Below are 21,005 nucleotides of genomic sequence, written 5' to 3' on the forward strand. Positions count from 1 at the left end.
TAAGCTCTAAAACGGCAAGCGCTCACATGTCTTCGTACCCTGACAAGTCTGTTGCCTCATCTAAAGTCGTACTCGTTGCTTAAGCATCAAAAGCGAGTCGCTTGAGAACCTTCTTTCAAATATGTTGGTCACCAGTCGTTACGTGCGAATTCAAGTGGTTGATTTAGAGCGTATAATCGGCGCACTTATTATGCTGCAAACGGTTAGCACAGTTTAGGGAGTATCAAAGTGGCTGAAGAACGTACATTCGTAGCCGTCAAGCCAGACGGTGTGGAACGTGGACTTGTTGGCGAAATCATCGCAAGATTCGAGAAGCGCGGTCTCAAGCTTGTCGGGCTGAAGATGATGAACGTGCCTCCGGCGATGGCGCAAGAGCACTATGGCGAGCACAAAGGCAAACCATTCTTTGATGGTTTGATCAAGTTCATCACTTCAGGACCTATCGTCGCAATGGTCTGGGAAGGAAAGAATGCCACCGGCTTAGCTCGCAACGTAATCGGCGCTACCAATCCAAAAGACTCAGCTCCCGGCACCATTCGTGGTGACTTCGCCGTCGATCTCGGTCGTAACACAGTGCATGGTTCCGACAGCCCAGCTAGCGCAGAGCGCGAGATTGGTATCTTCTTCAAGAAAGAAGAATTGATCGAAAATTGGGACCGAACAATCCAGAAATGGGTCACTGAATAGGCACTGATGGTCCAGGTTCGCTCTGATCACATTGAGTTCACTCTGATCAATTGATCTCAATCCAATCACATTGAAGTCCGCGCGGTTCCTAGAGAGCTGCGCGGATTCCGTATCTGAGCATTCTCCTCAGACCACCTCGCATAGCACGATTAGCCATTCTGTTTTGCTGCATTTGCTGTTTATTCGCGGCCAGCACTTGTGGGTTTCCAATTATCTGCTCTTTTTTCGCAAGCTGTTTATCTACCTTGCCATCGGCATCTCGGTCATCTTCATGCTTGTCATACTTCTGGCGACCATAGTCAACGTAATTGGCGACATCGAACTGCGTGTAGCGCTCGAACGGTCTTTGCGCCATTCGTTGATGCATCAATTGATCCGTAGTCTGAAAAGCTTCCCAGGGGATTTGCGCACCTTTCACATTGGCTTGAGCGGCGAGTTGCGGATTCAAAATCACATCAGATTTATACAAACGATGCTTGGCTTCGTACTTCGCATCGAATCCCTGTAAATGGCTTCTCTTGCGAGTTGCGTCAGAATGTTTCGCAGCATGAGCGAGGTGCATTTGCGAGAACATTTGATTCTTCTGCGCACGTGATAAATTTGGATTCAACCAAACCTGATTGAGCTGGTTAGCCAGACCCATCTCTGAAACGAGATCCGACGAGTTCCAGTACCCTTGCAGGCATGTCAAAACAGTACCGTCTGCAGACAACATGAACATCTGAATATTATGCGGCCCGGCACCATTGGTGGTGTTAATAGCTTTGCCGTCGACCTCATGTCGCCCCGAAATTCCGCAATAGGGCTCGTTTGTAATGTCTTGCGTACCGCATACGAAATAATCTTTGAGAGCGGTAAAGGCGGGATCCTGCGAGAGCGACACGGCTCTCAAGCTGTTACCGGCGCTTCACGTGGCGCCGCTTAGATTTCCCAACATATGCATCCAAAAGATCATCTTGCCTTCCCGCTGAGCTTGATATTCAGCCTGCGGCAATGATGCATGCCAGTTGATTTGATGAGTCAGTTGAGCAACATTATTTTGAGTCACGTTACCAGACATAAGTCTGGGTGCAGCAAACGAAGGAATTAATGCCACCGTCAAAGCGCCGACCAGGCTTGCCGCAATCAGATATGAGGATCTATGCTTCATGGCACACTCTCGCAAACTATTGTCAACCTATTAACGCACAAAACCTGCAACAGCGCCAGTCTTCTACACAAAACCTGCACAGTAGATTCAAAGCTGGTTCGCCAAGTTCTAGTTTTGAGACATTATTTGTTTGTTTTGAAAAAGGAAAAGTTGCGAAGTACGAGCTACAAACGAATCCGTAAAAAGAGATCATAATTTTGAACAAAGCAGAAACGACTACTTACACAATAAAAGAAGTTCCGCGAAGTGACTTCAACCAGCTCATTGACCTGTGGTCGCTGGCGTTCAACATTGAGGACGCAGATCCGATAATTGGCACACGCGCAGCTCGAGATCGCATCACCTCTCTATGCCAGCAAGGAATAGACTACATCGTCGCGGCGTACGACGGCGACTACATAGCGGCGACAGCATCGGTAATTGAATTCCCGACACATCTTGGTGACAAATGGGTTCGATGTGGTGGCATCGCCGGTGTCGCTACGCAGCCTCAATATCGCAGGCAGAAATTGATCAATCAGTTATTGACCGATTGCATGCAACAACTGCATAAACGTGAAGTGCCGCTATCGGCTTTGTGGCCATTCGACTACGAGTTCTACGGGGCAATGGGTTGGGCGATCACTGACGTTCGCTATAAAATTGACACCCTGACTGCGAAATTAAACAAGGTCAAAGGAAACGCGCGCTCATACAAAGCAACAGATCTTGGTGAACAGCATCAGGCAAAAGCGATTCATAAAAGATGGATTCAGAACTTCAATCTAAGTATGGAACGAAGCGCTTTCCGTTGGATGCAGCTGCTTTTTCCGCCCGGCTCACGGCGGCGACTGTTCGTACACAAAGACGGCTACATGATCTGGAATCTCAGTGGCTCCTTCGACAAAATTCTGCAAGTGACAGAATGGTGCTACCTGACGGATGAGGCATTCCGAGACGGTCTCGCTTTGCTTGCTCAAATGGATTCGCAATACGATCACGTCGTTTGGATCGCGCCAGAAATCGATACGCTTTATCGAATAGCTGGTCCGAGCAAAGCGCATACAATTACTCAAGCACCAGGAATGATGTCACGAGTGGTGCACGTTGATGCATTTCTGGAAGCGATCGGCTCGACCTGCAAAGTGGATGTGCGCGATCCACTTGGAGTTAGTGGTCCAAAGGATAGTAAAGACGGAGCCAGCCCTGGAGCCCTGGTACAACATGTCACAGGCTTCTGGCAAAAACCCCAGGACGGTTTGCCGGCGGAGCTCTACGAAATCGCCAATCAATTTCCCGCATTCACTGCCGAGCAGTATTGAACGGTTAGCCATCTCCAGTTCACGGTTAAGCTGTACTTTACGGTTAGCCATCTCCAGTTCATGGTTAAGCTGTATCTCGCGGTTAGCCATCTCCAGTTCATGGTTAAGCTGTATCTCGCGGCTAGCTATCTCCAGTTCATGGCGAAGCCGTATTTTGTGGTTAGCCATCAACAGCCTGCCACCGTCCATCATTTAGAATAGAATCTAAATATCTGCGATCTGCCAATATTCGCATCGCAATGGATGATTATAGTGCTTGAAGACAATTCCCTCACCGTCACACGCAAAACGTGCACTGCCTGCAATCAAGACTTTTTTCGCAGCGTCGGAGTCTGCCCGAACTGTGGCGCCACGGATCTAGTGGAAGTGAAACGAGATGCCTTTATTGGCAAAGTTCTCGCAGGTCGCTACCAGGTCGAAAGCCTGCTCGGCACGGGCGGAATGGGAGTCGTCTACAAAGCCTGGCAAGAAAACTTGAAGCGCCGGGTAGCCATCAAGGTGTTGCGTCAACAATTCCTTGAAGACCAGACGAGCGTAAAACGCTTTCAGCAAGAGGCAATCGCTGCCAGTCGACTGGCGCATCCGAATATCGTCACGCTTCATGACTTCGGATCAACCGAAGACGGCTATATCTACATGGTGATGGACATCATCAATGGGAAAAGTTTAGCCCAGGAGATGCGCGATCGCAGATCGATTGGTGTCGAACGTACCATCAACATCGTTACGCAGGTCTGTGATGCACTCGATCACGCACATCGAAACGGCATCGTGCATAGAGATTTGAAACCTGGAAACATAATGCTGGTCGAATCTCCCGATGGTGGCGACTATGTCAAATTAGTCGATTTTGGAATCGCGAAAGTACTTGAAAGTGACGAAGATCAGGAACTAACGCAGAAAGGCGATGTCTTTGGTAGCCCGCTGTACATGAGCCCTGAGCAATGTCTGGGTCATGACCTTGATGGGCGGTCCGACATTTATTCGCTGGCAACAGTGATGTATGAATGTTTAACAGGGTGTGTTCCGCACAAAGGCAGAAACGCCATCGAAACGATCGATAAGCAAATTCATCAAACACCAGCATCTTTCGCAGAGATAAGACCCGACATCTATATTCCCGAGCGACTGGAAGCGGTGGTTATGAAAGCTCTGGCGAAATCGCCAGCCGCCAGACAACAGACAATGAAAGAACTGGCTGGCGAGCTGCAGGCGTCTGTTCCCAGAAAGAACGAAGCGCGCAATCTGCGAGCGCGTATAGACCCCGTCCGTTCTGCATCTATTCACAACGGGCTCGTGCGAGGGGGTTTAGCCGCCTTCGTTTGCGTGGGACTGGTAGCCGCTTTTCTAGGCTTCAAAAATTTCGTTGGGTCAAAGCCACCAATTTTAGTGCAGCCCCAGGGCAAACCAGTTCCTGCGGCAACCAATAACACGTCCCTTCCTGCGCCAACCGATAGCACCCCTGCGGCAACCGATGGCGCGACCCTTCCTGTGGCAACCGGTAGAACGCCTGCGGCAACCGATGGCGCGTCCCTTCCTGCGGCAACCGATAGCGCGACCCTTCCTGCTCAAAATACGAACCAAGCCCAACACACAACCCAACAAATAGCTGGACCTGATAGCAAGCCAACCACCGCAACTGCTATTCCTGGTGAATCTGCTTTGCCCCTCAACCAGGGGAAAGCCGCATTGCCCCACCAGTTGTCCCAAACTCAGAGCCCAACACCACATCGGAACACCATCAGGACGAAGGTTGTTGCGCCCAGAACACGCGATGTTAGTAAGGCGAACAAGCTCATTAAAGCTCATACTTCAGCGAACCAAACCAAGCCGCCCAAAGTAAAAGTATCGCCGGAGGCTTCGAAGTGGTCGAAGCTGCAGAACCAGATACCAACCTCAGATTAAGTGCATCAAGGGCGAGGTACAATTGGCCTTGAGCAGTGCATCGAGGTTTACTTAACGTGCAACGGTTCTCGATTGCGAAAGCAGCGGCGCTGACAATAGGTTTATCGGCGCTTTTTCCGGCTGTGTGCAACAGTCTAAACCTGCCTGATCTGGAAAAATCGCTGCGGACGCAAAAAATCATCAGTCCTAGCATGCGTGTTTCCTCGACACTGCAAGGAGCTAATCTCTCCTTTTCAATTTTTCCTGAAAAAGACATCAAAGAAACCACGGGCACACTAAAAATTAGAGCGGTGCTGATTGCCAAAACAGTAATGAGCGCCGACAAAAATGTGCAAAAGGTCGAAGTTCAATTCCACGAGAAGGAGAACACCGACCATTACACGCAGATTCTCGTGCGATCAGTGGATATCAAAGCGTTCAGTGCAGGTATTACTTCTGAAGAAGAGCTGCTGAACGGACTGCAAGTGAGCACTATTGGTGGTGGCAGCAAAGGTGAAACTGAAACAAAACCATCTGAAGTGGCGGAACAAACGTCGTCAGAAAAAACGGCTGAGCCGGAAGTACCTGCAGGCGCAAAACGAGAAGAGAGAGCAAAGTTGTCAGCCAGGGTGAAAGCTCTCAAATCCAAGGGCGTGGGAGTCAAACCATTTCTCACACAACTGGAAGCGGTTGATGAATTAGCAAAAGCGGGCGATTCGATACCACTGTCCGAGAAGCTTGAGCAGCTCGACTACAGCATTGCCGAACAAGAGAAGATTGTCAGCGAGCGAGCTAAAGCGACTGCAGCCGCTGCAGCAGCGGCTACACCACCGGTCGCGACGGCGACTGCACCGAAGGGCACGAAGGCGTCAGCAGCCCGAACACCGCAGCCTCGCGGCGGCACAACTGCAACCTCTTCTTTTTCTCGCTACTCAAACATGGCCAACAGTCTAGCGTCATCCAGCGAAGCGGCTCCATTGATGCGTCTCTTCGAAGGATACGCGCAACACATGAAACAGCGATACAACATAGACGAACGGCTCATCCCCGAGCACGGTCCTTACTGGCACGAGCGCTACAACCTCGCAATGATGATCCGTATGCACCAGGAAAGAGGATTTGGTGACGCAATCATGCCGATGTGGATGGAATGTCAGCAGATGGCTAAGACAGGGGACCAGGCTCAGACTGCCTATAAAATGCGCAACGTGGCCGAAGCTCTAAGACTTCCAGACCCAATCAAAAACGCAGTCTGGTATGAAGCACAGGCTGAGGCTTACAAAAGAAAGTTCTATGAGCGCCACGAAGAAGAAGAGCATCGTTCTTTCCAGCGGTAGGTTAATCCTGCAGATTAAATCTCCGGCTTAAGCAAAGAACAGCAGCAAAGAACAAAGCGACGCGCATTCCGGAGCACGGGTTTGTGTTGGGTAGCATGCTCGGTACTGCCCCAGCGCTACATATCGAGGGCGGCTTCAAATACCTTGGACGAGTCGAGGTCGGTCAAACACGCCACAGTTCCATATTTGCAGGTCTTGGAATAGCAAGGTTGACACTCCAGGCTGAGGTGCACGGTCTTGCATTGCTTGCCATAGGGTCCATTCCGTTTTGCCGGGGTGCTGCCAAACACGCCGACGACCTTCGGATAACCAGTTGCCGCAGCCAAATGAAGGGGTCCGGTATCGGCGCCGATGACGAGAGCGCTGCGCCTGAACACAGAAATAAGATCGAGAAGGGAGGTCTGCCCGGTCAGATTAAGAACCATCTGCTCGGGTCTTTTTGCCTCGATGCCAGCGGCGATGGCATAGTTAGACTGAACTTCGGCAGGTCCTCCGACCAACACCAACCGGCAGGGATATTGGTCCGCAAGCTTTTCGCCCAGCTCAATCCACTTGGAATTAGGCCAGATTTTAGTCACCCAGGTGGTGCCAGGAATCAATATTATATTGATCGGTCCGACCTTATTAGTGAATCGGCTAGCCGAAGCCTCCATATCCGGTGTTGCCGCCACCGATGGTATTGATGCCAGGTCTGGTGCCGAATTTTGAGGCACCGCTACCGACACCGTCCCACTTTTGGTGCCTGCTCCACCTGGCTCTACTCCCGGTGCGGTGGAGCTGGCAGAAATAAGTAACGCATCAACCTTGACATCAACAGAGGAATCCAGTAATGGCAGGGAGAACTCAACCGGCAACTCTGGTGCCGGCAAGCCCAAAACAGTCAGGGCATAGTGAGCGACTCGCAAATTGAGTTCGACAACCGGTACGTCGTGCCCAAAGTAGTCACCAACATTCAGCTTATGGGTGAGGAACCGATCGGCAAACTCCCTGGTGTCATCGAAACCTGCCACCACTCTGGCACCACTAGCCCGGGCAAGCAAACTGCTCTTCAGTAACCCCTGCAATTCGAGGACGGCATCATATTTGGCGGCACGCAATTCCGCGAAAAATTGCCGCGCCTCTGAGAAATTTCTCAGCCAGGCTCCCGGTTTGCCAAGTTCTTTCACCCACTTCTTGCCACTGAAGATGACAACTTCGTCTATAGCCGGGTTGTTTGATACCAGACCGGCCGAAGCCTTTTCCACAAGCCAGGTAACGGTGCAGCCGGGCACGGCTCGCTTCAAGTACGAAGCCACAGGCAGAGCGTGTATCACGTCGCCTATGGCACTCAGTTTGACAATCAGGAATTTCAAGCTTGGTGCGGACCATTTGTCCGCGATTGGATGTGGTGCGACAGAGTGCGCAGCTATTCTAAACCAGCCCTGACAAGTGCGGGCAATATTTGCGGGTCAAAATCAGGTCAATCCGGTCCGATCGGGTTCGCTCCGGGTCGCCCGGATCCAAATCCAGTCCGACCGGTTTCGTTCCCGGTCGCTCAGATCCAAATCCAGCCAGATCGGGTTCGCTCCGGGTCGCTCAGATCCAAATCCAGCCAGATCGGGTTCGCTCCGGGTCGCTCGGATTCAAAGCCGGTCAGATCGGGGTCCAATACCGTCAAATCAGGCTTGGGCGTCCAAATTTATCAGGCTCTCGGGGCACCATATCCGGCCCCACAGGTGGTTAGGCACCACTTTTGGTAATACTCTGTAACTTTTAATCATCGGTGATACCAGCCATTAAAAGTGGTGCCGCACCAGCAGTGGAGCGCGTTTCCCGAATTAGCGCACAGGTCAGGTTTAACAGAGGGCACCATTTGGTATATGTATTGCATGGCCACTGGATAGATCTTTTGATACAATTGTTTTGCCACCTAAGATGGTGGTAGGTGGCATACCAAACCTCGGTCGCTCTGACCAACCTCACGAGCGGCTCGCAAGGGCTAGTCACAGCCCTCGCACGTACACGCTCGGAATTTTCTGAGCAACTATCCCCACAGTCCAAAGGAGAGAGACATGACAGGAAATGCCCGCAAACCTGCGAAGGCCAAAGCTAAATCAGCATCTAAATCAGCTCGCCCAGCCAAAGCAGCTCACAAAAAAGTAAGCCTGGCTCGCAAGGTTGCTCCTCGTAAAAGCGCTGCCAAACACACCAGCAAAGCAAAGGCACCATCGGCTTCTAAGTCTGATAGCGATTACACAAAGTTCAGCGGCAAATTCACAGTACGTTTGCCGAAGTCTTTGCACCAGGCTCTGGTTGATCGTGCAGAGAAAGAAGGCGTCAGCCTCAACCTGTTCGTAACCAACGCTCTATCAAGCAAAGTCGCAGTTTCTGGCGGCAAGAAGAGATAGTTCGAACCGGTCGAACCAAAATTTTGACGCAGTAGGACATCCAACAGTAATGGAGCGTCCAGGCTGCACGAAAAATGAATTCAAAGAGGGAGATTCGCGAGAGTCTCCTTTTTTGCATTTCAGACTCCTATTGATAACATCTATGATGATAAGAAGAAATTTTTAAGGAGCATAAATGTGCTCCGTCTAATTCGCGAACAACGCAGAGATCGGGCTATTCAGCGCGTTAACCACATCTCATCAAAATCCACTCCGCAACCTTATTTTGTGTACCTGTTACTCACGTGACAAGACCAGTTAGACTCTGTGCGTCCATCAGGCGAGTAGTTACCAGGTATCAATCACGCATGACAAACATTCCTCTGTTGAATCTCAAAGAACAGTACAGATTAATTGGCAACGAGATAGAACAAGCGGTACTTGATGTACTCCGAAGCGGCAGTTACATCCTCGGACAGAATGGTGCCAAGCTCGAACAAGAAATAGCCGCAATATGCGGATGCAAATACGGTATCGGTGTGGCGAATGGAACAGACGCACTGGTCCTTGCATTATGGGCATTGAACGTAGGACCTGGCGATGAAGTAATCACTTCTCCTTTCACATTCGCAGCGACAGTCGAAGCAATCACCCTCCGTGGTGCCACCCCGGTCTTCGTCGATGCAGATGAACAGACGTTTAACATCGATCCAAACTTGATCGAGGCAGCAATTACTCCTCGCACCAAAGCGATCATGCCGGTACATTTGTATGGATTGCCTGCAGACATGGACAGAATCATGGATGTGGCAAAGCGTTACGACCTCAAAGTAATCGAAGACAACGCCCAGGCGATTGGCGCTCTATATAAAGGAAAGCCAACCGGATCATTCGGTGATGTCGCATGCACAAGTTTCTACCCGACTAAAAATCTCGGTGCCGCGGGCGATGCGGGTATGCTCGTCACGAACAATCCTGAGACCGCTGAACGATTGAAGTGCCTGCGTGCTCATGGTTCGAAGCAGCGATACTTCCACGAAGAACTCGGCGTCAACAGCCGACTCGACGAGATTCAAGCAGCAGTGCTGTTGACTAAATTGCCTTATCTCAAGAAGTGGAATGATGGTCGCCAGGTTGTCGCAGATATGTACGAACAGGCATTCAAAGGAGTTCAGGGCATAATCGCTCCGAGCATCAGCCTGCCTGGAGTGGCAGCATCAGTGGCTCGACAACAGCTCACCCACGTCTGGCACCAGTACACAGTGCGCGTGTTGGCTGACCAGAAGTCAAACACCAACGCTCGCGACGAAATGGTTAAACAGCTGGCGGAGCGTGGAATCGGCTCTATGTGCTATTATCCTGTGCCTCTGCATGTTCAACAGGCATTCGCCTATCTCGGATACAAGCATGGAGACTTCCCAGTAGCAGAAACCCTCGCCAAAGAAGTGGTCTCGCTGCCGATGTATCCAGAGCTGACGAATGATCAGGTCAAGACCGTAGTTGCCACCATGAGAGACGTAATCGCTGAGCGCGCGGCATTTGTGCCGGCAGCAGGCGGAACTCCTGTTTTCACTGGCTAAAATGATTCAACCTGTCGATGTTAGCGGCTCATCAATAAGTGCTCAGGCTAAAATCGGCAAGAATGTAAGCATTGCACCATTTGTTGTCATCGCAGCCGGCTGCGTAATAGGCGACAACGTCGTAATCGAGCCAGGCACAATCATCTACGAAAACGTCCATGTGGGCGAAAACACACGCATTGGTGCGCAGTGCATTCTCGGGGAAAGGTTAGGCGGCTATCTGAAAAGCAGCGACTACGTCAATCCGGAGCTTCGCATCGGGCCCGACAGCGTCATCAGATCTGGTGCCATACTCTACGCCGGCTCCTCTATGGGACGAGGCTTTCAAACGGGCAACCGTTGCGTCATCCGCGAAGATAGTCACTTCGGAGACAATTGCAGTTTCGGCACGCTTTCGCAATCTGACGGCATGATCAAAGTCGGCAACGACTGCCGGTTTCACAATAACGTATTTATTGCTACGTACACTACAGTTGAAGACAACGTGCACTTCTATCCCATGTCATGCACAGTAGACAGCTTGCACCCGCCCTGCCAGGTCGGCAGAGAAGGACCAACTGTAGGCAGTGGCACAATCGTGGGAGCCAAAGTGCTCTTGCTGCCGCGGGTAAAAATCGGCAAAAACTGCGTCATCGCCGGAGCTTCCGTAGTTACCAGAGATGTGCCGGAAGGTATGGTGGCAGCGGGTTCGCCAGCCCGGGTCTTGAAACGACGTGATGAAGTGCGCTGTCACCTGCAAGATCGCCCCGCCTATGAAGTAGCATTGGAATCATCTCAAGAGTCGAAATAGACATGAGCACCGTATTTAGTGGCGGCACTAACACTACTGTCGACGAATCGAAAAATCCCTTCGGCAAAATCTTCAAAACAGAAAAGCAAGCGACCATAGCGGCACTGGCGGCTGTGTGTTTGATTGCCACAATCGCCTACTCTTCGGTTCTCTTCAACTGGTTTGTTGGTGACGACTTCGTTCACCTGGCGTGGCTCAAAGACGCCGTCAAAAATCCTGAATTGATCCTGCGCAACTTTCACAGCTCATGGCTCGACGGTACGACAACCAAGTTTTACCGCCCGCTCATCTCTGTGTTCATGGTGACCGATTACCTGATATCGGGCACCAACGGCATCTCTTTTCATCTTACCAATCTGTTTTTCCTACTGGCGTCATCAATACTTCTCTATTTCATTGTCAGAGAGTTCCAGAATGACTCGACTGAACGCACCAGTTTCTGGTTTCCGCTCATGGCATCGGGGCTCTTTGCCCTCTATCCGCTGCACCCTGAAGCAGTTTCGTGGATCACAGGTCGAGTAGACGATATAGTCACCACCTTTTTCCTCGCCAGCCTGTGGTGCTACATGCGATGGCGCAAAAAACGCGGCACGATCATATTGCCAATCATATTTATGGTGCTCGGTCTGCTTTCGAAAGAAATGGCACTGACCATTCCAGCCACGTTCTTGCTCTACGAGTTGTGCATTGCCTATGACTGGAAGAAATTCCCAGGTATTAGCGCCATCATAAATATGATCAAGCCGACCGTGCCCTTCTGGTTGCTGCTGGTCGCTTATTTCGGCGTGCGCAGATGGGCGCTTGGAACCTTCGTGGGTGGATACGACGACGATCTGCTTTTCATTTCAAACTGGAATAACTTCATTGGCGGCTGGTTACATGGGCTGAGAATGCTTTTTGTACCGGTCAATCGCACCTTAATGGGCGATCACAACGGCTTCACCATCGGCTGGGAAGTCGTAATGATTAGCATGGCCGCCCTAGGTCTTTTCAACTGCCTGCGCAATCGCGGACTGATTCGCTGCCTGGCATTCTTCCTCATCTGGACCGCCTTTTGCCTGGCACCGGTCTACAAAATCTTTGCCATTGCAGATGATATGCAAGGCAGCCGACTTGCTTTCCTGGCGACTGTGCCGATTACTGCCGGACTCGCCCTTGCCTTTGCAAATGGTGGCACAAAACAAATCTGGCTGGTCAATTTCAAGCGACTGCTCTTCATCGCCGTTTGGTTTCTCGCCGCCGCGCTCCTCCACTTCAACAACGCCCCCTGGGCACAAGCCGGGCAACAAGCCAATGCTATCCGCGCCGGACTGGTCGAACTCTATAACCAGTTTCCGGGTGACCCGCAAGTGATGCTGGTTGGACTTCCCGATGAAATTCATGGCGCCTACGTTTGCCGAAACGCGGTCGCCGGAATGACCATGAAACCGCAGTTCATTCGTGATGTTAGTAACTGTTTGATGGTCAATAAGTTCGAACCGATCCTGCCATTCGGCTTTCTCAAAGAGTCGATATCACTCCATCGAGATGCCATAAAGGTGGCACGGTGGAATCCCGCGACACTCAAATTCGACCCGGTCACAGTTCCAAAACCGGAAGATTTAAAAACAAACGGCACCACACAGTGGTCAGGTTCAGACCTGCGCAGAGTTGCCTACGGTGCAGGTGAGACCAAAATCATCGACGTAGCAAATGGTGGTATAGCGCTCCAAACGGAAAACCCACGCGCCCGTCCAACCATGCTCATAAAACCGAGCAACCTGCCGAGCTTCAATACCGATTTCCTGCAAATCACATTGAGTGGTCTGAAAACGCACGGGCCGGTAAAACATAGCGGTGCCGATCTGGTTTTCACGAACGACTTGCTTCCTGAGACAGACTTCCGCAATAGGGTCCACACAGATCTGAAATTGGAAGACAAAGAGCAAGCGATATTGTTTCCTTTGCGAGCCCTGCCTGATTTCGCAATGGGCGGAAACGTACACGCTTTTAGAATTCTCTTTCCAGAGTCGTCCGATGTGACCATCAAATCAATTGCGTTGATACCAGCACAACAGTTAATGCCCATAATCGACTTCGAAAAGTCAGACTACCTGGGCACTAAGGGATTTATGCATCTCGGAAAAGATAAACCGGAGTGCAAAATTACATACGACGTTCGCGGCGTGAAAGATGCTCAATCAATTATTTTCGAAATCACCAAAACCAACCTTCTGTTCAGTTCGCAAAACACTGAAGAAGCAAGCACAGTCGTCAATCCAGCGGCTCAACTGAAAGGTACTGGGCCGGTTGGATCGGTGACATTAGAACGAAAAAACTTCAATGGACTCGGATTATATGAGGGAAGGGCCTGGGCGATAGACAGAAATGGTACTAGAATAGGCCTTGCAGGAGACCACATTGTTATCGCGGTAGATTCGTAGGCACCTTCAGGCATCGTGATTCAACCGGACAAATTGCAGGCAAGTCTCATCGGGCAACGATTGCTCGAATCGGGTCTTTTATCGGAAGAAAAACTGATTGAGGCGCTGCAACTGCAGACCGAAACCGGTTTACTCCTCGGTGAAATCTGTTTGTTAAAAGGCTGGCTGCCATACGCCGGCTTGAAAGAATGTTTGCCCCCAATGCGTTCACGACTGGGCGAGCGATTGATGGGTCTCGGCTACATCGACATGGATCAACTCTGGCTGGCGATTTTAGAACAGAGACATTGCGGTGAAAAACTGGGTGAAATTCTAGTCAGACGCGGATGGGTCGATCGACAGGTCATTGAGTCTGTAGTGGCAAATAAGATTATGCCAAAGCGCGCCAAAGCCGCGCGCAGACCACGTGCCGCAAAAATAATCGTGCGCGCCAGCACAACCAAACATTGATAGCCAACAAAAGCTTTCTCCAATAAGAACCCGCTCCGATAAAAGCTGGTTCCGATAAAAACTGGTTCCGATAAAAGCTGGCTCCAATAAAGGCAGTATCCGATAAAAGCCGCCCCGCTTTCGCTACACTTTAGTGCATGGAAGAATCGAACCTTATTCCAAAGCACGAGATTGGCTCGCAGACTTCTGCAGGCTTTCCCTCTCCAGCCGACGACCATCTGCAACTGCCGCTCGATCTGAACCAGCTCTTGATCAAAAATCACCCGGCTACGTTCTTTTTGCGCGTCAAAGGCAGCGCTATGTTGGCAAGCGGTATTCACGACGCGGACATTCTCATCGTCGATCGCTCAATCACTGCGACCAATGGAAAAATCGTAGTTGCGACAGTTGATGGAGAACTCATTGTCAGACGCTTTCAAAAACAAGCTGGCGGCTTATGTCTTACCGCAGATGACGAATCGCCATCGATAAATTTGTCTGAGAACGATTCAGTTGAAATCTGGGGAGTTGCCACCAGTGTAGTGCACCACCTATAGTGATAATGTCTAAACAATTTGCCCTGGTCGACTGCAACAACTTTTACGCCTCGTGCGAACGAGTCTTCAATCCCAAGCTTCAAAACAAGCCAGTTGTAATCCTTTCGAACAACGATGGCTGTGTCGTCGCTCGCTCGAACGAAGCCAAAGCAGTTGGCGTCAAAATGGGTGTTCCGTTCTTCAAAATCTCCGCGCTCGTCAAACAATACGACATTCAGGTTCTATCCTCGAATTACGCACTGTACGGTGACATGTCCGCCAGAGTGATGCGCGTAATCGGCGAGTTTGCTCCGGAGCAAGAGGTATATTCAATCGACGAGAGCTTCTTGCATCTCACCGGCATGCGCGACCTGGCAGGAGTTGGATCGCAGATTCGCGCGCGGGTCAAACAGTGGCTTGGACTGCCAGTCTGCGTAGGTATAGCGCCAACAAAAACCCTGGCTAAATTGTGTAACGCAACAGCGAAAGCTTACAACAAACTGGACGGCGTACTGGATTACAATTCGCTCTCTGATGAGCGCAAAATAAAACTGCTGCAATCATTTGATGTCGGAGATGTCTGGGGTGTGGGCAGAAAACTAAAGGAGCGCCTCAATTTACTGGGCATCAAGAACGCCTATGCCTTGAGAGAAAGTGATCCCGAAGAAATGAGCAGACGGTTCAGCGTAGTTATGAAGCGCACTATCACTGAATTGCGTGGCATCAGTTGCATCGATATGGAAAATATCGACGAGGCACGAAAGCAAATTCTTTCATCACGTTCTTTCGGACGTCCGGTGACTGAACTTTTCGAACTCGAAGAAGCCGTCACCATGTACACGAGCCGTGCCGCCGAGAAATTGCGCGGCGACGGCACTCTGGCAAACGAGATAACAGTATTCATTCGCACAAATCCGTATTTACCTGATGCTTATGCAGAGAGTGCCAGCATTAGAACTGACCATCCAACAGATGACACCATGACTCTCGTAAAACACGCAATGGAAGGGCTCCGACAAATATACAAAGAAGGCTTGACCTATCAAAAAGCGGCAGTAACTCTATCCAACCTCGTATCCAATGAGGGACAACAGCTTTCTCTCTTCAGGTCCCAAGAAGATGACAGCAAGTCGAAGCGCATGATGCTGGCGCTCGATCAGACAAATCAGAAATACGGTCGCGGTGCCCTGTTCCTCGCCGGGGAGGGAACAAAGAAGACCTGGCAGATCAAAGCCGAATACAAGACGCCTCAATACACAACGAGTTGGGACGAGCTAGCTGTCGCACACGCAAAATAATCGCGCGAAATAGACGCCGCAACCTTTTTCCAAATTTTAACGAGCTGTAGAACCAAGCCCTGTCTGATATCGCACGAACCTAATACTGCGGTATCCCTCGATCGGGCGCAACAAACACATTCGCACCGCGTCCAACCCAGCACATAAGACGGGTGGTAGGTTTTCATATGGATTACGAAGTTGATCAAAAAGCAATACGAGAGCTAACTTCAATGGCGAGCGCGTACGTTGACCGCGGTCAGCTCGAAAAAGCGGCCGAGCTTCTGCGTCTCGCGGAACAAATCACCCGACGATTGTATAGATCAAACATCATCGAAATGAATTACTGGCAGAGCGAACAGTCACGTACACAACATCGCTCACAAGGAATCTCTTAAACCGCCAACACCGTCAGGTCAGGCACCACCGGGACAGTAAACTAAGCCGCTGGGCGGTGAAAACGAAGTTGTTTTATACTGATCTTCATGAGCATCACCAAGAACAAACGCGGTCTGATCATCGCTTTTTTTCTGCCTTTTCTAATCATCAGCGGCCCCACCATCTGGCACTGGTATGACTACGGGCTTAAAGACATGCAGAGGGCAAGAGCACGGTTCGCAGGTTGGGAGATTCAACAACCAGGCGATGAAATAGAATCGTTGAAATTTGCTCTTATGATCGGAGCGGTCAGCGGAATCTTTGCTGGCGCATTCGGAGTTGGGCTATATGGCGTCGCAAGCTTGACCAAACGCAACTTTTAGCGACCGGGGTTTTGCAAATCATAAGAACTAATTTGCGACCGCAATCAAACTGGTTTTCCACCTTCATCTTTTACCAACTGCCGATACTTCAGTCTTTAGGTGCTTTTATCAAGACGCGTGTGTTATTTAGGCGTCGGGTAATCAGCTTATTGTCGAAATAGGCGAGCAAAGCCATAGCGTATTTACGGCTTGTACCAAGACTTTCACGAAATTCAGAAGGTGAAATTTCCTTCTTAGTCTCCCAAATCTTGGCCAGACAAGCGTGCGCCTTACGAATAGCAGCAGCAGAACTGGCATAGTCATGATCGACGATGCACGCCAATTCCTGCTTGCTCAAAGCCTGTAATGTTGATTGAACTAATTTCCGATCAGTCTTCAACACCTTGCAAATCTCGTCGATTTCGAGACAGATAGTCGCATTCAATATTTCCAGCACTTTATTGGCAAGCTCTGTTTGTACCGGCGAGACCGCCGCTTTTTCTACCATTTGAGAAATTTTGTCGCCGTTGCGAGAGATAAGCCCGGCATCAGAAAGCTCTTTCAGAAAGTGTTGGAATAGTTGCCGATCGAGCGTATTTGAAACTTTCATGCGCACAGACTCGATCGAAAATTCCGGCGGCTCCGAATCGGGTTCCGCCTTAACAGAAACGACCTTCTGGATTCGCTGTTTAACGTCCTGAGCGCGCTTGGCATTGATTATGAAATTAGACTCTTGCAAAAGCGTGCCAGCCTGAGTGCATGCAACAAAGGCTCTTTCTCTTTCCGCAACAGGCAGAAAGCTCGACAGAGATTCCTTCTTCGCAGCAGGTTGAGTCATATTCTCCAAATAAAAATCTACAGCAGCGTTGTAATCGCGACGCACTAATTGATCCGCAAAGACGTTCAATTTATTTCGAGTCATCCAACGCGGTCGGTTTGTCACCAGGACCACTCCGCCGGTGATGCCTTCATCGCCATAACGAATGACGAATCGATCGCCGGGCTCAGCAACGACCGGGTCGGTCAAAACGATCTGGGCAATAAGAGCTTGCTCAGCCTCAATCGCCTGGCACCACCTGAGGTGCCCGAAACATTCAGCGGTACCATGGTAGAAACGCACCGGTTGGTCTTCGATATCTGCCGCCTTGACTCGCTCTTCCGACAATCCGAGTTGTTCGATACGAGCAACTATAGTCGTGACGACAGGCACATTCCAATTAGCGACAACCTGCCCACGCACGAGCGGTTTATTTTCTTTCAATGAAATATTGACCGCCAACCGTTGCCCAGCGGTAGCATTTTGAATTTGCTTTTTAAATGTTTCGAGTCCTCGAATGCGCCCTTTTATTTCCCCTGGCTCAATCGAAATGCTGTCGCCTACCGCCAGTTGCCCGCTCACCAGCGTGCCTGTGACTACCACGCCATAGCCAGTCTTGGAAAAGACTCTGTCGACGGGCAGAATGGCACCACCGTTTGCAGATGGACGCTCTACATCTTTCACCACAGCGCGGAGCTTTTCCTTCAAGTTCTCAAAGCCTGTGTTTTGAGTATTGGAAACTCGTGCGATACCCATGCACTCGATTTGATAACGACGCAAAAGGTCGCGAACCGAATTCTCGACACTGTCCTGGCGCGCCTGATCGGCTACATCGATTTTGGTAAGCACAACAAGCGCTTTTCGAACGCCAAGCAGACTTAGAATCTTTGCATGACTGACTGTCTGCGGCATCGGACCCTCATCAGCCGCCACTACCAGCAGTGCCATTTGAATTCCGCCTACACCAGCCAGCATATTTTTCAAGAACTTGCCGTGACCGGGCACGTCGATAAACCCAATCACGAGTTGGGTGCCGTCGGCTTCCTGCGGGAAATTAAGATGTGCAAAGCCGATGTCTGTGGTCATCTGGCGCTGCTTCTCTTCTTTCAGACGATCGGGATCGATGCCCGTAAGAGCACGCAACACGCTGGTTTTGCCATGATCGACGTGACCAGCGGTGGCAAATGTAAAGTAAATTGGCTTCGTTTCTGCGCTCATATCTACTGAATATGCGCCCCGTGAGAGTTCCTAAAGGTCACAGCGGACAGACGGCGGTAAAATGCCATCGTTCGTGACAATCGTAATATAGGTGATACCTGTGCTGCACCAATTAATCGACCCAATTTTGGAAATGATCAAAAACGGGGTCCAGGCCTGGGGATATTTGGGCGTCGTCCTGATGATGGCAATCGAATCGGCAAACATACCGTTGCCAAGCGAAGCCATCATGCCGACCGCGGGAATCCTTGTTCAGCAAGGCAAAATGGACATTCACCTGGCAGCTCTTGCCGGTGCGATTGGGTGCGTGATTGGCTCTATCCCTTCGTACTTTCTGGGAATGTGGGGCGGACGACCGTTCCTTCAGAAACACGGCAAATGGTTCTTGCTCAAAAGCAGAGACCTGGAGCTGGCTGACAAGTGGGTCGACAAATATGGCGACATCACGTTCTTCGTTGCCAGAATGCTGCCGGTTGTACGCACATTTATTTCTTTTCCAGCCGGAGTGCTGAAAGCGCACTTTGTCATGTTCTGCGTTTTCACCTTCATCGGTTCACTGGTCTGGTGCTACTTCCTCACCTGGGTAGGCATAAAGTTCGGTGAGAACATGGAAATGTTCCGCGACCTCTGGCATAAGTTCGATCTCGTCATCGTCTTGATTGGTGCCGCAGGCTTCGGCTTCTATCTCTATCATCACTTGAAACCGGAAAAAGCAACGGTGTCGAAAGATAGTCAAGACGCAGAATCAAGCCTTACAGCAAGCCCTGGAGCTGATCGCAAATAATCGCGAAGCGAACAACCTGGTCAGCCTTCCAATAGCGCGAACATTCCAAAAGCTCGAACTTTCCAAAAGTCTGCCAGCACACGACTGCAAGTCACCTTCTGGCAATAGGTTCGATTAATTTCACTCCGAAGTCGGTGTCCCTGAAAGATCAAGCCACCAGATACGGTGACAGCAAACCGCTGGAACAGGCGATTGCCAGTTCAACAAAACAAAAAGAAACTCGGGACCAAAATGTGGCCCCGAGTTCAGTGGTCCGCAGACCTGGTAATTTGCCGAGAGCCAGGATTGAACTGGCGACACAAGGATTTTCAGTCCTCTGCTCTACCGACTGAGCTACCTCGGCGTAGAGCGACTCGCTTGGGTTTCAAGTGAGGCGAGGATTCAATATACCACAACGAATAAACTGTGTCGGCGCCACGTTAACAACTGAAAAACAATAATTAGTAGGGAGCTGCCGTAGTCGGAGGCGCCGGATGAATATTGATTCCAACAATTCGCAATCCCTCGGTTTCCTGCTTTACAAGAAAGTCTGCCGAGAGCTGTTGAGTTGCCGTCTGCGTGCCGGCCTGCTGCATGACAAGCGCACCTGTCATGGCAACAACGATACTTCCATCAGGGTTTATAAACTGCGCTTGCACTGAAACGGGTTGAAAGGCGGCGGTAACTTTGCCTGTAACCACGGCGTTTTCAATCTCAGGAGTCCAATATCCGGTCTGAAAAGCCTGAACTGTCTGCGGCGTCATCCAGCCGAACGCTTCTTGATGACTGGCTTTGCCTGTCGCCATGCTGTAATCCATAGACTTCGACAACCACCAGGTAACGAACTTGGTAGCGAGCTCCGGTGTCAGCCCAGCCGGCTGAGCGGGTGTGGCAGCAGTAGGAGTTCCAACCGCGCCCGGAGCCTGCAACCCCTGCCCTGCGCCCTGAGGTCCGGCAGTAGCCAACGGGGTCGCCTTGTTTGGGTCTTTCGGGTCATCGCCTGTGAACGCAACGCCGACAAATATCGTCAGGACGCCTACGATAATCAAGCCCAGCAATATTTTGTCGCGAAGCAGCCGCTGAATCACCAAATTCACCATGTTTTGCGGTCCAGACTGCGGCCGGGGCATCGGATTGCCCGGGACATTTACCGGCTCGTTGTCTAAACTACTCACTGACATCCTCTGATTGTTGTGCGAAAGTCGCCAAAAATCAACTATCTACTAAGTGATCCTCCCACGAATGCGACAGAATTTGTACTCCTTAGACGTTACCCGCTACAATCAGGGCTGCCAATGTTGCGATAATGACTTGTGCTGCCCAATTTGAGAAACCATTAGATGGCTGATGACGAAGACGAAGAAAAGCATGTAAAGCAAGCGAAATCTTCTGACGAACTGACAGATGCTGACGATTTCCCTGCTGTGATTGACCCGTTCAACACAGGCTCCCGAAAATTTGTTGCCTACACGGTTAAGTTGCCGGTGGAACAGCTAGCAGCGCTGCAATCAATCTGGCTCGAATTGAAGAAGCTCTACGGCTCTAATTCGCCAGATAAAAGTGGCATGATTCAACAAGCGACCGCGGACTGGTTGAAGCGCTGGGACGGACCAGAGCGGAAACAGCTTCTGCAAGATCTTCTCGAGATCCGCCAGGACACGCGAAGACGTCAATATCGCAAGTCACCCTGAGCCGTTCGGCTGAACC

At 50.6% G+C, this 21,005-nt stretch carries 19 protein-coding genes and 1 tRNA gene; 14 read left to right on the forward strand and 6 right to left on the reverse strand.

The annotated features are described in order from the left end of the window. Positions 1 to 228 precede the first annotated feature (228 nt). Entirely contained in the window at positions 229 to 687 is a 459-nt protein-coding gene (locus EKK48_00870; GenBank protein RTL45925.1) for a nucleoside-diphosphate kinase, read from the forward strand. Between the two features lie 88 nt (positions 688 to 775). Here the strand turns inward: EKK48_00870 and EKK48_00875 are convergent, their stop codons facing one another. Together EKK48_00875 and EKK48_00880 are read right to left on the reverse strand one after the other, a co-directional pair. Continuing rightward, positions 776 to 1,570, reverse strand: a complete 795-nt coding sequence (locus tag EKK48_00875; GenBank protein RTL45926.1) for a hypothetical protein — start codon at positions 1,568 to 1,570, stop codon at positions 776 to 778. Positions 1,571 to 1,594: 24 nt separating this feature from the next. Continuing rightward, positions 1,595 to 1,837, reverse strand: coding sequence for a hypothetical protein (locus EKK48_00880; GenBank protein RTL45927.1), 243 nt, complete (start codon positions 1,835 to 1,837; stop codon positions 1,595 to 1,597). 197 nt (positions 1,838 to 2,034) lie between these two features. On the opposite strand from EKK48_00880, the gene EKK48_00885 reads away from it, so the two are divergent. The 3 genes from EKK48_00885 (at position 2,035) to EKK48_00895 (ending at position 6,359) form a co-directional block, all read left to right on the forward strand. Beyond that, a complete protein-coding gene (locus tag EKK48_00885) occupies positions 2,035 to 3,138 on the forward strand; it encodes a GNAT family N-acetyltransferase (protein ID RTL45928.1) in 1,104 nt (367 codons plus the stop codon). Between the two features lie 243 nt (positions 3,139 to 3,381). Next, positions 3,382 to 5,043, forward strand: a complete 1,662-nt coding sequence (locus EKK48_00890; GenBank protein ID RTL45929.1) for a serine/threonine protein kinase — start codon at positions 3,382 to 3,384, stop codon at positions 5,041 to 5,043. 56 nt (positions 5,044 to 5,099) lie between these two features. Next, on the forward strand, positions 5,100 to 6,359 hold the full coding sequence (locus EKK48_00895; protein ID RTL45930.1) for a hypothetical protein: 1,260 nt from the start codon (positions 5,100 to 5,102) through the stop codon (positions 6,357 to 6,359). 116 nt (positions 6,360 to 6,475) lie between these two features. Here the strand turns inward: EKK48_00895 and EKK48_00900 are convergent, their stop codons facing one another. Then, positions 6,476 to 7,711 (reverse strand): glycosyltransferase family 9 protein, encoded by a 1,236-nt coding sequence (locus EKK48_00900; protein RTL45931.1) that lies wholly within the window; start codon positions 7,709 to 7,711, stop codon positions 6,476 to 6,478. A 699-nt stretch (positions 7,712 to 8,410) separates the two neighbouring features. Between EKK48_00900 and EKK48_00905 the strand changes: the two genes are divergently transcribed. From EKK48_00905 to EKK48_00940, 8 genes are all read left to right on the forward strand, one after another. Continuing rightward, positions 8,411 to 8,746 (forward strand): toxin-antitoxin system HicB family antitoxin, encoded by a 336-nt coding sequence (locus EKK48_00905; GenBank protein ID RTL45932.1) that lies wholly within the window; start codon positions 8,411 to 8,413, stop codon positions 8,744 to 8,746. 347 nt (positions 8,747 to 9,093) lie between these two features. After that, the gene (locus tag EKK48_00910; GenBank protein ID RTL45933.1) at positions 9,094 to 10,305 is read left to right on the forward strand and encodes a DegT/DnrJ/EryC1/StrS family aminotransferase; all 1,212 of its coding nucleotides are present in this window, start codon (positions 9,094 to 9,096) and stop codon (positions 10,303 to 10,305) included. A gap of 1 nt (position 10,306) precedes the next feature. Continuing rightward, on the forward strand, positions 10,307 to 11,095 hold the full coding sequence (locus tag EKK48_00915; GenBank protein ID RTL45934.1) for a hypothetical protein: 789 nt from the start codon (positions 10,307 to 10,309) through the stop codon (positions 11,093 to 11,095). A 2-nt stretch (positions 11,096 to 11,097) separates the two neighbouring features. Beyond that, the gene (locus tag EKK48_00920; GenBank protein ID RTL45935.1) at positions 11,098 to 13,518 is read left to right on the forward strand and encodes a hypothetical protein; all 2,421 of its coding nucleotides are present in this window, start codon (positions 11,098 to 11,100) and stop codon (positions 13,516 to 13,518) included. Positions 13,519 to 13,533: 15 nt separating this feature from the next. Continuing rightward, positions 13,534 to 13,968, forward strand: coding sequence for a hypothetical protein (locus EKK48_00925; GenBank protein RTL45936.1), 435 nt, complete (start codon positions 13,534 to 13,536; stop codon positions 13,966 to 13,968). Between the two features lie 137 nt (positions 13,969 to 14,105). Further along, positions 14,106 to 14,504: a translesion error-prone DNA polymerase V autoproteolytic subunit gene (locus tag EKK48_00930; protein ID RTL45937.1), complete on the forward strand. Its 399-nt coding sequence runs from the start codon at positions 14,106 to 14,108 to the stop codon at positions 14,502 to 14,504. Positions 14,505 to 14,509: 5 nt separating this feature from the next. Further along, entirely contained in the window at positions 14,510 to 15,781 is a 1,272-nt protein-coding gene (locus tag EKK48_00935) for a Y-family DNA polymerase (protein ID RTL45938.1), read from the forward strand. A 464-nt stretch (positions 15,782 to 16,245) separates the two neighbouring features. Further along, positions 16,246 to 16,521: a hypothetical protein gene (locus EKK48_00940; GenBank protein ID RTL45939.1), complete on the forward strand. Its 276-nt coding sequence runs from the start codon at positions 16,246 to 16,248 to the stop codon at positions 16,519 to 16,521. Between the two features lie 88 nt (positions 16,522 to 16,609). Here the strand turns inward: EKK48_00940 and selB are convergent, their stop codons facing one another. Then, a complete protein-coding gene (gene selB, locus EKK48_00945; GenBank protein ID RTL45940.1) occupies positions 16,610 to 18,535 on the reverse strand; it encodes a selenocysteine-specific translation elongation factor in 1,926 nt (641 codons plus the stop codon). A 133-nt stretch (positions 18,536 to 18,668) separates the two neighbouring features. Between selB and EKK48_00950 the strand changes: the two genes are divergently transcribed. After that, the gene (locus EKK48_00950) at positions 18,669 to 19,319 is read left to right on the forward strand and encodes a DedA family protein (protein RTL46240.1); all 651 of its coding nucleotides are present in this window, start codon (positions 18,669 to 18,671) and stop codon (positions 19,317 to 19,319) included. Between the two features lie 270 nt (positions 19,320 to 19,589). Here the strand turns inward: EKK48_00950 and EKK48_00955 are convergent. Both EKK48_00955 and EKK48_00960 read right to left on the reverse strand, forming a co-directional pair. Next, positions 19,590 to 19,662: transfer RNA gene (locus tag EKK48_00955), tRNA-Phe, on the reverse strand. A 97-nt stretch (positions 19,663 to 19,759) separates the two neighbouring features. Next, the gene (locus tag EKK48_00960) at positions 19,760 to 20,473 is read right to left on the reverse strand and encodes a hypothetical protein (protein RTL45941.1); all 714 of its coding nucleotides are present in this window, start codon (positions 20,471 to 20,473) and stop codon (positions 19,760 to 19,762) included. Between the two features lie 165 nt (positions 20,474 to 20,638). Between EKK48_00960 and EKK48_00965 the strand changes: the two genes are divergently transcribed. Beyond that, entirely contained in the window at positions 20,639 to 20,989 is a 351-nt protein-coding gene (locus EKK48_00965) for a hypothetical protein (protein RTL45942.1), read from the forward strand. Positions 20,990 to 21,005 lie beyond the last annotated feature (16 nt).

Source organism: Candidatus Melainabacteria bacterium (assembly GCA_003963305.1).
Classification (GTDB): Bacteria; Cyanobacteriota; Vampirovibrionia; order Obscuribacterales; family Obscuribacteraceae; genus PALSA-1081.

Bases quoted from the DNA above. Each gene is read 5' to 3' on its own strand.
- EKK48_00890 (RTL45929.1), top strand. From the start codon at position 3,382: ATGATTATAGTGCTTGAAGACAATTCCCTCACCGTCACACGCAAAACG.
- EKK48_00935 (RTL45938.1), top strand. From the start codon at position 14,510: ATGTCTAAACAATTTGCCCTGGTCGACTGCAACAACTTTTACGCCTCG.
- EKK48_00940 (RTL45939.1), top strand. From the start codon at position 16,246: ATGAGCATCACCAAGAACAAACGCGGTCTGATCATCGCTTTTTTTCTG.
- EKK48_00930 (RTL45937.1), top strand. From the start codon at position 14,106: ATGGAAGAATCGAACCTTATTCCAAAGCACGAGATTGGCTCGCAGACT.
- EKK48_00905 (RTL45932.1), top strand. From the start codon at position 8,411: ATGACAGGAAATGCCCGCAAACCTGCGAAGGCCAAAGCTAAATCAGCA.
- EKK48_00910 (RTL45933.1), top strand. From the start codon at position 9,094: ATGACAAACATTCCTCTGTTGAATCTCAAAGAACAGTACAGATTAATT.
- EKK48_00880 (RTL45927.1), bottom strand. From the start codon at position 1,837: ATGAAGCATAGATCCTCATATCTGATTGCGGCAAGCCTGGTCGGCGCT.
- EKK48_00965 (RTL45942.1), top strand. From the start codon at position 20,639: ATGGCTGATGACGAAGACGAAGAAAAGCATGTAAAGCAAGCGAAATCT.
- EKK48_00920 (RTL45935.1), top strand. From the start codon at position 11,098: ATGAGCACCGTATTTAGTGGCGGCACTAACACTACTGTCGACGAATCG.
- selB (RTL45940.1), bottom strand. From the start codon at position 18,535: ATGAGCGCAGAAACGAAGCCAATTTACTTTACATTTGCCACCGCTGGT.
- EKK48_00950 (RTL46240.1), top strand. From the start codon at position 18,669: ATGATCAAAAACGGGGTCCAGGCCTGGGGATATTTGGGCGTCGTCCTG.
- EKK48_00915 (RTL45934.1), top strand. From the start codon at position 10,307: ATGATTCAACCTGTCGATGTTAGCGGCTCATCAATAAGTGCTCAGGCT.